Below are 12,466 nucleotides of genomic sequence, written 5' to 3'. Positions count from 1 at the left end.
AGGGTTAATGGCTCGATTTTAACGAGGTCTTAGCAGAGGATAAAGATTGCAAGCAAATGATCAGTTTGTAGTTTGAGGTGGTTTTGGAACACCAAAGAGATAACCCTGGCCAAAGCTCACATCCGCATCCAACAATCCGATAACAGTATCTTCATCTTCAACCTGGCTTGCGATCAGCTCCACCTCAGCGCGTGCAAGGGCTTCATGAAGGTCTTCTGGATGGATGTTCATTGGCAAGCCGAAGCCACCCGGCAAGAGGTCTGACGCAGAGACTTTCAAATACTTGAAATTATCCTTGGCAAGCTGATTGAAATCCATATCCAGGCGAACAACCTGATCCATGGAAAAAACAAAACCCATATCAGAGAGCATTTTCAATCCGGTTTTAACCTGCTCCGTCGCATTATCAATGTCCTCTTGCGCAAACTCCAAAATCAAATTTTCAGTCAAATCTGAGTTCCGGTCCAGAAATTCGACGAACTGATGAAAGAAATTGGAGTCCCGCATGGTTCGCGCAGACACATTTACAAAGAATCCCACCTCATTGTTGCGTTGGCGAACACGCCGAATGAGTTGAACACACCGAATAAGAAGCAGATTATCAATCGTTCCCACAAGACCTGCTTCCTCAGCAATGGAAAGGTACTGGCGTGGCGTTATTATCTCTCCCTCTGGTCCCCGGATACGAGAAAAAGCTTCATAGAATTTAGCACGTCGTTGTGGCAGTCGCACGATCGGCTGCAGATAGAGATCAACCCGATTTTCTTGTAGCCCAGAGCGAACAATTTCGAGTATTTCGCTTTTTCGGACTTCATCCCGTTCTGGATCCTCAACATGATCAGCTTCTTTTGGAACTGCCACCAGGTGAGGCCTCGTGTTTGCTTTAGCTTTTGGCTTTTCAGGAGCGACCCCCTCTGGAATTTTGCTGACGGGTCCCTTCTTCATTTCCTGCGACAACTGGTTCAAAAGTTTACGCAGAATTTTCATATCGTCAGCAAAACCATCTAGGCTTTCATCTTCGCCAGCGATCCCCCCCAGAATCCCCTCAAAACGCTCGAGACCACTTTCCGCAGTTGAAAGGTCCCGCCTGATGTTCCGGATCTCCTTTTGAAGCTCCACCCGCTCAACTCTGCGCATAACAAACTCATGCAACAATGCACAGCCGAGGAAGAAACAGCCCCCAACCCAATAACCAGTCATCGGATCTAAGTTTGGAATAAAAGCGGGGAGTTGCCGACCAATCACAAGAGATGTCATGGCATAGGCGGCAATAATCACTAAATGATAAAGCACCTCTATTTCCCCTTTTCTTGCCTTCTCAACTGTACTGGCGAATACCACTCTAGAATAATCTCTAGTCTAAGCTTAGCTAAGTAATTCATCCATAAAATAAATTTTTAACAGCTTTTCCCTTTGATAGCCTATCAGTGAATTATACAATAAACCATCCCAAGACAAAAATTTTATAAGAGGGTTCAAAATGGGAAGACTACAGGGAAAAGTGACAATCATTACAGGTGGAACCAGCGGCATTGGGCTTAGGTCCGTCGAGCGCTTTATCGAAGAAGGCGCAACCGTCGTCTTTTCAGGACGGCGTGAAAGTGCTGGCAATGAAATTTCCAAGCGTCTTGGCGACAAGGCTCATTTTGTTCGCGCGGATGTCGCGGTAGAAGAAGATGTCAAAAACCTCATCAACGGCACCGCTGATAAATTTGGTCGAATTGATGCCCTTTTCAATAATGCAGGCGGGCCCGCTCCTGTCGGCAGTATTGAAACAGTTGATTATGAAAAAGCCATGGCGGCTGTCGCTGTCCTGTTCGGTGGTGTCATGCTCGGCATTAAACACGTAGCTCCTATTATGAAGAAACAGGGATCTGGCAGCATCATTAATAATGCCAGTATTGCTGGACATCTTGCCGGCTATTCCACCTCTATGATTTACAGCTCTGCCAAAGCTGCAGTTCTTCAATTAACCCGCAGCACTGCAATGGAACTGGGTGAGAGCAACGTAAGGGTCAACTCCATTTCTCCAGGCGCAACGGCAACCGGCATTTTCGGAAAGGCTTTGGGTCTCTCAGCAGAAGCGGCCGATGACACCTCGACCATCGCTGGCGAGTTGCTATCCAAAGCCCAACCAATCCCTCGGGCGGGTCTTCCCAATGATATTGCAAATGCCGCAGTCTTTTTCGCCTCTGATGAAGCAAGTTTTATCAATGCGGCTGATTTGGTCGTGGATGGTGGAATGATCGGGGGGCGTCACTGGACGCCGCATCAGGAATCCGTAAAAGCCATGGGGATTGCCTTTAAGGGCAAAGCCGGGATCTAAAACAATAAGGGGGCCAACAGCCCCCTTATAAAATACAAACTCTAAATTTAATTATTCAACACCTTCAAGCCGACCCATGGCGAGGAATTTCCGGCGGCGACCTTCTCGAAGCTCCCCGGGCTCTTTTTGGGATAGAACCTTCAGTTCTTCTTCAACCGCATCACCAAGCTTTTCAATAGCACCTTCAACATCCCTTTGTGCGCCGCCAAGTGGCTCCTCAACAATACGGTCAATGATACCTAGTGCTTTCAGATCCTGCGCCGTTAGCTTCATGGCAGTCGCCGCATCCTGAGCTTTTTCTCGAGTTTTCCAAAGAATAGCTGCACAGCCTTCCGGAGAAATCACTGAATAGATGGCATTTTCATACATGAGAACAGAGTTTGCAGTGGCAAGAGCAACTGCACCACCAGACCCACCTTCTCCGACGATACATGCGATTACAGGAACACGCAGATCCATGCTAACCTGAATAGAGCGGGCAATCGCCTCAGCCTGCCCCCGCTCCTCAGCGCCAATACCTGGGTATGCACCGGAAGTATCCACAAACGTCACTACAGGAATACCGAACTGATCAGCCATTTTCATCAGACGCTGGGCTTTCCGGTAACCTTCAGGACGCGCCATCCCAAAATTATGCTTTAATCGAGTTTCCAGGTCATATCCCTTTTCGGTTCCAATGACCATGACTGTACGTCCCCGAAAACGGCCAATTCCACCAACGATCGCGTGGTCTTCGGCAAAACCGCGATCGCCAGCAAGCGGAGTGAAATCATCTATCAGCTGTTCAATAATTTGAAAAAGCTTTGGACGGTCCACGTGCCGAGCCACCTGCGTTTTCTGCCACGGGGTGAGTTTGCTATAAGTGGATTTTAGGAGCTGTGTCGCCTTTTGGCGGAGCTTGGAAACATCTTCATTGATTTCCAAATCACTGCCACTATCCAGGCTTTCCAGCTCACGGATCTTGCCTTCTAGGTCAGCAATCGGTTTTTCAAAATCGAGAAAGTTATCCATTTTCAATTCTCACCCACTAAAACAGGTTATTCAGTGTGTGAGTAATAAATAGGCGGAACGATTCAGTCAACAAACCGTTCCACCTATTTTTTTATTGTTGCGGCAAATTCTCCGGGTCAATCCGGATCAGCCTGCGTTCCGTGCTGCAATGATATCGGCCTGCGCCACCAATGCTTCTGCCTGTTTGATGGATGCAATATCAATCAAACCGCCGTCGAGTGCCACGGCGCCAGAACCTTCAGCTTGAGCTTTTTCCATGGCTTCCAGAATCCGGCGTGCTTTCGCCACTTCTTTTTCATCAGGAGTAAAAATCTCATTGGCAAGCGGAATTTGGCTTGGATGAATTGCCCATTTTCCTTCACAGCCCAGAATAGCCGCCCGGTTACCATGTGCCCGATATCCATCTGGGTCAGAAAAGTCACCAAAAGGACCATCGATCGCGCGAAGGCCATTGGCACGAGCGGCAACAACCATGCGGGCAATCGCATAATGCCACATATCACCCCAGTGATAATCCCGGCTTCCATCTTCAGCTGGATCGGTTAGCACGCCGTAAAGCGGGTTTGGACCACCAATTGAGGTTGTCCGGGCTTTAGTAGATGCCGCATAATCAGCAACGCCGAAATGCAGGCTTTCATTCCGTTTACTGGCAGCAGCAATTTCATGAATATTCTGCATACCCAAAGCCGTTTCGATAATCAGCTCAAAGCCAATTTTTTTCTTGCGGCCTTTTGCTGTTTCAATCTGTGTCGCCAGCATATCCAGCGCATAGATGTCAGCGGCAGTTCCAACTTTTGGAATCATGATAAGATCGAGACGCTCACCCGCATTTTCCAAAATATCAACCACATCGCGATACATGTAATGAGTATCAAGGCCGTTAATGCGAACGGACATAACTTTGTCGCCCCAATCCACATCGTTCAAGGCTTCGATGATATTCTTGCGGGCCTGTTCCTTATCGCTTGGCGCAACTGCATCCTCTAGATCCAGGAAAATTGCATCCGCGTCGGATTTCGCAGCTTTTTCGAAAAACTTCGGGCTGGAACCCGGGACTGCAAGTTCACACCGGTTTAGGCGCGATGGGCAAAGTTCAGGGATCGTAAAGCTCATGGCAGCATCTCTCTTTTCATTGATTACACAGTTATTCTTGATTTTTATTTTGCGAAATTGCTGCAACTGCGCAAAAGAGTCAAGAATAGCTGTATTTATTTTGCATTTGCGAGAGGATGATGAGACTTCACCAGGCTGATCATTCGTTCAGAAAGAACATGGGTATAGATTTGTGTCGTTGAGATATCTGCATGCCCCAACATCTTTTGTAACGATCTCAGATCTGCTCCATTCGCAAGTAAATGACTTGCAAAAGCATGCCGGAGCACATGGGGTGATACCCGTGATGGCTGCAATCCCGAATCCACCGCCAAATCCTTCAACATCTGCCCAAATCGTTGTCGTGTAAGATGCCCACCTTTTCCGTGGCTAGGAAAAAGCCAGGGAGAATGATCCGCGCCGCTCATGAAATTCTCCCGGATCACAAGATAGGATTTTAAAGCGTCTTTTGCAGCTTCATTAACTGGAACCAACCGTTCCTTGTTGCCCTTGCCAATGATGATCAGAAAGTTATCGTCTTCTCCCATGGGAGGATATTTAAGGGAAACAAGCTCTGACACGCGCATTCCCGTTGCATATAACAGCTGTAGCAAGGCGTAGAGACGAACTTTCTCAGGCTCGTCTCCTTCTGCGCTCTGCAGCAATAGATCCACTTCCTGCTCGTTTAGATACTTAGGTAGCCTTTTCCCTAGTTTCGGAGCATCCACGTTCATGGCAGGATCATCATCCCGAACACCTTCCAACAACAAAAATGCTGAAAACTGTTTCAATGCGCTTAAGCGCCGTGACTGAGTTGAACTGCTCAGCCCTGATGCCGCGATGGAGCGGATATATTTGCTAATATCCTCTTGTGTGGCTGTCGTAAAATCCCGTTCTGTGCCAGAGAGAAAATCGCAGAAATCTTCTAAATCCCGGCGATAGGCGTCACATGTGTTTGCCGCCGCATTTCGCTCCAGGACCAGCATTTCCAGGAAATTTTCCAAGAGATGCTGCGACATGATTAAAGGTCCATTAGAATAGCAATCTCAAGCGCCAGTTTGCGAGCATCCTCTTGTAATCCAACGGCTTTCAAGGCGGAAAGAACTGCCCGTGTGGATGTAAGAGAAATCTTGTCTGGCGACTCCGAACCTACAGAGAGAAGACCAAGACTAACCGTTTTGCCCTTCGCTTTTCTCAATGCTGAATTCACAAGTATATTTTCATACGTGTGATTGCTGTAGGACTGAGCGGGAGACTGTTCAAGATAAAGAAGACGGTCCCAGTCAGCTTCACTTACCGAATAGCCGAAAACCTCCATTGCCATAAGCAGATAAGCACCCTTCTTTGCAGCATTAGGATCTTCCTTCACCGCATCCAGCCATGTCGTAAAACTTTGGCTATTCCATCGTGCAATACCGTCTTTACCAGAAAGTAAAACATAAACATCAAGTCGGCTAATATCTTTACGAGCTTGCAATCGATCTTCAGCGGTTCCCTGAATAGCTGCCCGGCGACTAGCTCGCTCCCACTGTAGGGCTAGACCTGGTTTCCCGTTCATCAAAAGTAAGGAGGCAGCTTTGCGCATAAATTCCTGAGATTGCGCAGCAACCTGCAAGTTTTCCAAAACAGGTAATGTCACCTTGGAGACTGCAAAAAGATCACCCTGTGCTTTAGCTTCTTCCCAAAGTTGACTTAACAGTTGCGCTTTTTCTTCTGGTGCCTGCGCCAATGTAATGGCCTGCAACAAGCGCGAATAAACAAGAGTGTCATCTTCTAGTGGGGTTTCAGCTGCTGGCGCTGCTTCTGTTGGATTTAAAAAATCTGCTGCTAAAGAAACTGAATTTCCGCTCTCTAAGACATCCAGAATAATGTCTAACTTCGCATCCTGAATACGATTTGGCGTTGCCAACATCGCGTTTTGGACGGCGGCACTTGCATTTTGGACTAACATTTTCGGAAACGCTGCGTCTAATTTCTTCAACAGAGCAAAATGAACTGGGCTCAATGGCTCGCTTCGTTCTGAAAAATCAATTTGGCTCCCTTGTATTGCCGCTGCGAGCGAAAAGAACAGAGGATCCTTCTCTCCTTTTTCCTCTAGCAGGGCAATCTCCAGATCCGCCCGATCAAAATCCTGATTTGCAAGCTTACAGAATATGTCCAGCTTGGCCCAGAATGTGGAGTTGGAGTCTCTATCCAGTGGTTGCCTAAGATCAGCACAAGCTTCTAAATCCCTACCCACCAGTAGATTTAATTCTGCCTCCAGCTGATTAATAGCGGGAGTTCGCCGGTTAGCTGGAATGCGGGCAAAATAATCTTTTGCAGCCTCAAACCAGCCCTGATCCATTATCTTGCGGATCCGGAGCTCCATAATCTTATCTGCATTTCGGGCACCTGCTGGCAAATCACCACCAGTGAGGAGCAATTTCCGATAAACAGTCATCATGGCAGGAGATTTAACCGGAGCCGCAAGCTTTAGAAGAAGCTCAGAAATGATTTCTGGGCGCGTTCTATTCCACAAATCAAATCCCAAGCCACCTTGATCTACGGAAATTAAATTAACAGACGCAGGATGGACTGCACTCAGAGACTGAACCTGTAAACCTGAGGATGACTGCGGTGCAAACAGATCCCTTGTATTTGTTGAGGTTTCCGGTTGCGTTTGATTATCGGCTGACGGAACCGGTTGCGTTTGATCTTGGTTCAGTGACGGCACCAGGCTACGCGGTTTATTCTGCGCAGAAGCCGGGGCTACCATTAACACCGCCCCGACCAATGAAATGGTCAAACGACTAAGAATAAGCCTAGCTTGGGAACTGATCATTGGGAATTACCCTCTCAACAGGGACTGTCGGTGCTGGAATATCCCATGCTGAAAGGAATACACCTCCACCAACGACCACGGCAGCAATCAGGAACAGCAGAAAAAGCGAAAATTTTGACATTTACCCGATAGACCTCTTGGTGCATCCTAAAATTAATGGACTTATGACGTATTCGTCTTGCTATTTGTTTTGCTAAGCTGCGATTATGGCATAAATTTGTCTAATAGAATTAACACGCCTTCTGGATTGTCTTCAACCATTCGGTTCGATTTCTATCCGGTCGAGGCACTGACGCTTGAAAAGTATACGCATGAATGTAGGGATAGACGCTCCGAACAATTCGGATGCGCTGGGAAATGGTGACAAAACAATTGTGTTGGTTGGGCTGATGGGAGCTGGAAAAAGCTCCGTCGGACGGCGACTTGCTGGTGAATTAAACCTTCCGTTCAAAGATGCAGATACAGAGATTGAAATTGCATCCAATCTATCAGTCCCGGAATTTTTTGAAAAACACGGTGAAGCCGCTTTTCGCGAAGGCGAACGGAAAGTGATTTCCCGCCTTTTGGATGGACCGCGACATGTCCTCGCCACAGGTGGTGGGGCTTACATGGATCCAGAAACTCGTCAATTAATCAGCGAAAAGGGCCTATGTATTTGGCTACGAGCTGATTTGGATACATTGCTGAAACGGTGTTTAAAGCGAAATACCCGGCCTCTTCTCAAAACAGGGGATCCAAGGCAGATACTGGATAATCTGATGAAACAAAGATACCCGGTATATGCTGAGGCCGATCTTGTTGTTGATAGTGGCGATGGCCCACATGAAAAGGTGGTCACCCAAATCATTGAGAGCCTTAGCCAGTACGAGGCCGAACATTCTGAGCCCACCCAAGAGCAGAAACGATCTCACAAATGAGCATAACTTCGGCGCCCGATGACAAGAATGCCGCCCCAGATCAAATTGTTGAAGTCTCTTTGAAAGAACGATCCTACCCGATTATCATCGGAGCCAATCTTCTCCAAAGAGCGGGACAAGAAATTGCGGCCCGCCTGAAAGGGCGGCGTGTCGCGATTATAACGGACGAGGTTGTCAGCGAGTTTCACCTCAAGACCTTGGAAAACAGCTTGTCTGAAGCAGGTGTGAAATCCCTTTCATTTATTCTTCCGGCTGGTGAACAAACCAAAAGTTTTCAACAATACGAAAATTTATTGGATCAATTGCTAGAGGCTCAAATCAGCCGTGATGAGGCCTTAGTTGCATTGGGTGGCGGCGTTATTGGAGACTTAACCGGGTTTGTGGCGGCAACTTTAAAGCGCGGCATCGATTTTATCCAGATCCCAACCACTCTACTCTCGCAGGTAGACAGTTCGGTAGGTGGTAAAACGGGCATAAACTCCCGCCATGGTAAAAACCTCATCGGTGCATTTAAACAACCTCGCCTGGTTCTGGCTGATGTAACAACTTTGAATACGTTGCCCAAAAGGGATGTATTGGCAGGTTACGCAGAAGTCCTGAAATATGCGCTTCTGGGCGATTTTGATTTTTTTGAATGGCTAGAGCAGAACGGAAAGTCAGTTGTCGATGGAGACTTAACCGCCCGAATTCAGGCTGTTAAGACCAGCGTAGAGGCAAAGGCCAGAATTGTTGCGGAAGATGAAACAGAAAAAGGGGTTCGGGCTCTTCTAAATTTGGGCCATACGTTTGGTCACGCTCTCGAGGCGGAAACCAACTACAGCTCTAATTTGGTTCATGGTGAGGGGGTTGCGATTGGCATGCTCATGGCAATGGAACTCTCCGCAAGTATGAACCTGCTGACTACTCAGGAAGTTGAACGGACCAAATCACACTACGCACTTACGGGCTTACTTTCTCGGTTACCTGCGATCAACGGCGTGCATTGGAATGCCGAAAATCTGCTTGCCCACATGGCCCAGGATAAAAAAGTAGACCAAGGTAAATTGACTTTTATCTTGATGAAAAAAATTGGCGACGCATTTATTACGCAGGATGTTGAGAAATCTGCTATTCTCAACACCTTAGAAAGATTTATTCAAAACAGATGACGAGGAACCTTAAGTGCCAGAAATGGATCTAGAATTTCTTATTTCACTTGCGGGTATCATTCTACTTCTTGCCTTTTCCGGCTTTTTTTCTGGCTCTGAAACAGCGCTTACCGGTGCCTCCCGTGCCCGACTGCATCAAATGGAGCAATCCGGCGACAAACTGGCGGGCATTGTAAATCGTTTGCGGGATCAAAAAACAAAACTGATCAGCGCAATTTTGCTGGGTAATAACCTGGTCAATATTTTGGCGTCCGCGATGGCGACCAGTATGTTGATCACTCTATTTGGGGACGTGGGTGTAGCCTACGCCACCCTGATAATGACAGCATTGATCCTGATTTTCTCCGAGGTACTGCCGAAAACATATGCCTTGCGCCGTCCTATTCAGGTTGCGCGCTTTGTGGCACCTTTGCTAACACCAATAGTTTATGTCCTGGCGCCTTTTGTAATGGGCGTGAACATGGTGGTGGATGTAACTCTGCGGCTTTTTGGCGTAAAGCAGGCAGACGAAGATCCTGATGTTCTAACCGATGCGGCTCAAGACGAACTGAGAGGCGCAATTGACCTACATTCTGAGGATGCAGGCATCATCCAGCACGAAAAATATATGCTGGATACCATCCTTGATATGGATGAGGTTGATTTGTCGGAGATCATGATCCATCGAAAAAATGTGGAAACCATTGATGCAAACAAGCCAGTTGGTGAGATCATTGATCAAGTGCTCCAAAGTCCTTACACACGGCTGCCCATGTGGCGCGATGATCCTGAAAACATAGTAGGCGTCATCCATGCCAAGGACCTCTTGAGGGCTGTCATTCCACTTCATGGGGACTATAGCAATCTGAAAATCGATGATATTGCATCTGTTCCCTATTTCGTACCGGAGACAACGACACTGAGAAATCAGTTAAATTCATTTCTGGAACGGCATTCTCATTTCGCACTCGTTGTTGATGAATATGGAGCGCTGATGGGTCTGGTGACACTGGAAGATATTCTGGAAGAGATCGTCGGCGAAATTTCCGACGAGCATGATATTGAACTTGCAGGTGTTGAAATCCTCGATGACGGAGAAGTCGTTATCACCAAAGGGACCGTGACAATCAGGGACCTCAACCGGAAATGTGACTGGTCTTTACCTGATGAAGAAGCAGCAACCATCGCTGGGCTTGTGATAAATGAAGCCAAAATCATCCCCGAAGAAGGTCAAGCTTTTACTTTTTTTGGTTTTCAGTTTGATATTATGAAGAAAGAGCGTAATCAGGTAACAGAGCTTAAAATTACGCGCCTGCCTCAGGAAAGCATTGAGTAACGCTTTCAACCTGCTGGAATATTTATGTACGAGATTTTATTTAATATTATTGCGCCGGTTTTTGTATGCGCAGGCATCGGCTTTTATTGGGCAAAATCCAAACGTGCCTTCCATATGGAGACCATCACGGGTCTTGTGACCAACGTTGGTGCACCAATGCTCATTTTTAGCACTTTGGTTAAACTTGAGGATTTGAGAAATTTCCTTCAGTTTGGCTTCATTGCGCTTCTATCACTTCTGGCGTTTCTTATCGTTGGGTTCCTATTTCTTAAAATTCTGAAATTGAATTTCAGGGACTTTCTCCCCTCCCTCGTATTTCCAAACACTGGAAATATGGGTGTACCGCTCTGCCTTTTTGCGTTTGGAGAAGAGGGGCTAGCACTCGCACTCGCCTTTTTCGCTGTTTATGCAATTTTGCAGTTTACTCTTGGAGTGTGGCTCGCTTCCGGAAGCACGTCCTTTGGACAGCTTTTGAAAACCCCAATTTTGTATGGAGTGATTGCAGCTCTAATCTTGAGATTCTCGAATATAAATCTTCCGGATTTTATTGTTGATACAGCTGACCTATTGGGAGGATTTACCATTCCACTTATGCTGATGGCACTTGGGGTTAGCCTTGCTAATCTATCCGTTCAGCATTTAAAAGTGGCAACAATCATATCCGTTGCTCGGCTGATTATGGGTTTTGGCATCGGAACAGGGCTTGCGTATATTTTCGGACTTGAAGGTGCGGCCAGAGGTGTCGTCATTCTGGAATGCACAATGCCTGTGGCCGTCTTCAATTATTTATTCTCACTTCGCTACGAACGGGCTCCTGGACAGGTTGCAGGTGCAGTTTTGATCTCAACTGCCTTATCCTTCCTTACAATGCCCCTATTACTGTTGTTTGTTCTGCCTTGATCATTCAGCCTCGGAAGGCGTCTTTAGCTCTAAAGACAGAGCGTGGATATAGGTTGCCAGATCCTCTTTCAAACTCTGGTGAACCATTTTCTGGCGCTGAACACGACTCTGCCCCTCAAAAATCGCCGAAACCATTTTAACATGAAAATGACTTTCGCCGCCTTTCGGCGCGCCCGCATGTCCAGCGTGTAAATAGGATTCATCTTTCACCTCTAGGGTGATTGGCGAAAAATCTTTTATTAGTTTATCACTAATTTTATCTGTAGCTTTCATATCGTCTTTTAATTTCTAACTTTATCCAATTTTAAAAACGGTATCCTAAATAACTAGCAGCCTCTTTTTCAACAAATAGTGACAATAGTTTTAACTATTAAAAATATAGGTTGCATCGATAAATTTTTATATTTATCTTATATTAGAGTAGAAGCATGTACAAAGTGGTAAAGGTACCGTCCTATTATCTGCAATGCGGAGACTTATTATGACCGTCCATGCCGATGTTCGCAAACATGTACGTACCGCGACTACATCTGAATTACCTCCATCCGATGAAATCTGCGTCCAACATATCGATAAGCATGTTGGAAACAAGATCAGAGAAAGACGCATACTTCTTGGATACACGCAACAGCAAATGGCTAACCTTATTGGGGTGACATATCAACAGGCCCATAAATATGAGCGGGGGATTAACCGCATATCTGCAGGTCGCCTTTACAGCATAGCCAGAGCTCTGAATGTTCCCATCAGCTATTTCTTTGAGAATCTGGAAAACACCAATAATAAAGAGCCATCACCACGGCAAAGAATGTGCCTGGAAATGGCCCGCAACTTTGCTCAGATTGAAAATGAAAAATATCAGGATGCATTGAGCCATTTAGCCAGGGCCTTAAGCGACTCTGCTAACCCCTGACATTGATGTTGAGCTGATAATGC

13 protein-coding genes are annotated in these 12,466 nt (G+C 46.6%); 6 read left to right on the top strand and 7 right to left on the bottom strand.

The window, feature by feature from the left end:
* Positions 1 to 60 precede the first annotated feature (60 nt).
* Positions 61 to 1,293: an EAL domain-containing protein gene (locus tag HH301_RS06420; protein WP_169567718.1), complete on the bottom strand. Its 1,233-nt coding sequence runs from the start codon at positions 1,291 to 1,293 to the stop codon at positions 61 to 63.
* A 187-nt stretch (positions 1,294 to 1,480) separates the two neighbouring features.
* On the opposite strand from HH301_RS06420, the gene HH301_RS06415 reads away from it, so the two are divergent.
* Entirely contained in the window at positions 1,481 to 2,326 is an 846-nt protein-coding gene (locus tag HH301_RS06415; protein ID WP_169567716.1) for an SDR family NAD(P)-dependent oxidoreductase, read from the top strand.
* Between the two features lie 51 nt (positions 2,327 to 2,377).
* Here the strand turns inward: HH301_RS06415 and HH301_RS06410 are convergent, their stop codons facing one another.
* From HH301_RS06410 to HH301_RS06390, 5 genes are all read right to left on the bottom strand, one after another.
* A complete protein-coding gene (locus HH301_RS06410) occupies positions 2,378 to 3,337 on the bottom strand; it encodes an acetyl-CoA carboxylase carboxyltransferase subunit alpha (RefSeq protein WP_169567714.1) in 960 nt (319 codons plus the stop codon).
* Positions 3,338 to 3,463: 126 nt separating this feature from the next.
* Complete coding sequence (locus HH301_RS06405; RefSeq protein WP_169567712.1) at positions 3,464 to 4,450, bottom strand: HpcH/HpaI aldolase/citrate lyase family protein; 987 nt, start codon at positions 4,448 to 4,450, stop codon at positions 3,464 to 3,466.
* Between the two features lie 95 nt (positions 4,451 to 4,545).
* Positions 4,546 to 5,448 (bottom strand): site-specific tyrosine recombinase XerD, encoded by a 903-nt coding sequence (gene xerD, locus HH301_RS06400; RefSeq protein WP_169567710.1) that lies wholly within the window; start codon positions 5,446 to 5,448, stop codon positions 4,546 to 4,548.
* 2 nt (positions 5,449 to 5,450) lie between these two features.
* Complete coding sequence (locus HH301_RS06395; protein ID WP_206378201.1) at positions 5,451 to 7,184, bottom strand: hypothetical protein; 1,734 nt, start codon at positions 7,182 to 7,184, stop codon at positions 5,451 to 5,453.
* A 46-nt stretch (positions 7,185 to 7,230) separates the two neighbouring features.
* Complete coding sequence (locus HH301_RS06390) at positions 7,231 to 7,371, bottom strand: hypothetical protein (protein WP_169567706.1); 141 nt, start codon at positions 7,369 to 7,371, stop codon at positions 7,231 to 7,233.
* A 190-nt stretch (positions 7,372 to 7,561) separates the two neighbouring features.
* Between HH301_RS06390 and HH301_RS06385 the strand changes: the two genes are divergently transcribed.
* The 4 genes from HH301_RS06385 to HH301_RS06370 are packed head-to-tail and all read left to right on the top strand — an operon-like array spanning position 7,562 to position 11,530.
* A complete protein-coding gene (locus HH301_RS06385) occupies positions 7,562 to 8,167 on the top strand; it encodes a shikimate kinase (RefSeq protein ID WP_169567704.1) in 606 nt (201 codons plus the stop codon).
* Entirely contained in the window at positions 8,164 to 9,315 is a 1,152-nt protein-coding gene (gene aroB / locus HH301_RS06380) for a 3-dehydroquinate synthase (protein WP_169567702.1), read from the top strand. Before HH301_RS06385 ends, aroB begins: the two co-directional genes overlap by 4 nt.
* A 22-nt stretch (positions 9,316 to 9,337) precedes the next feature.
* Positions 9,338 to 10,630 (top strand): HlyC/CorC family transporter, encoded by a 1,293-nt coding sequence (locus HH301_RS06375; RefSeq protein WP_169567700.1) that lies wholly within the window; start codon positions 9,338 to 9,340, stop codon positions 10,628 to 10,630.
* Positions 10,631 to 10,654: 24 nt separating this feature from the next.
* A complete protein-coding gene (locus tag HH301_RS06370; protein WP_169567698.1) occupies positions 10,655 to 11,530 on the top strand; it encodes an AEC family transporter in 876 nt (291 codons plus the stop codon).
* Here the strand turns inward: HH301_RS06370 and HH301_RS06365 are convergent, their stop codons facing one another.
* Positions 11,531 to 11,803 carry a BolA family protein gene (locus HH301_RS06365; RefSeq protein WP_169567697.1) on the bottom strand — a complete coding sequence of 91 codons (273 nt, stop codon included), beginning with the start codon at positions 11,801 to 11,803 and terminating at the stop codon, positions 11,531 to 11,533.
* 208 nt (positions 11,804 to 12,011) lie between these two features.
* Between HH301_RS06365 and HH301_RS06360 the strand changes: the two genes are divergently transcribed.
* Positions 12,012 to 12,443, top strand: a complete 432-nt coding sequence (locus HH301_RS06360; RefSeq protein ID WP_169567696.1) for a helix-turn-helix domain-containing protein — start codon at positions 12,012 to 12,014, stop codon at positions 12,441 to 12,443.
* Positions 12,444 to 12,466: the final 23 nt, after the last annotated feature.

This window comes from Sneathiella limimaris (genome assembly GCF_012932565.1).
Classification (GTDB): domain Bacteria; phylum Pseudomonadota; class Alphaproteobacteria; order Sneathiellales; family Sneathiellaceae; genus Sneathiella; species Sneathiella limimaris.
Note: the sequence above shows the minus strand (reverse complement) of the source record. Positions and strands in the feature narration are given on the sequence as shown.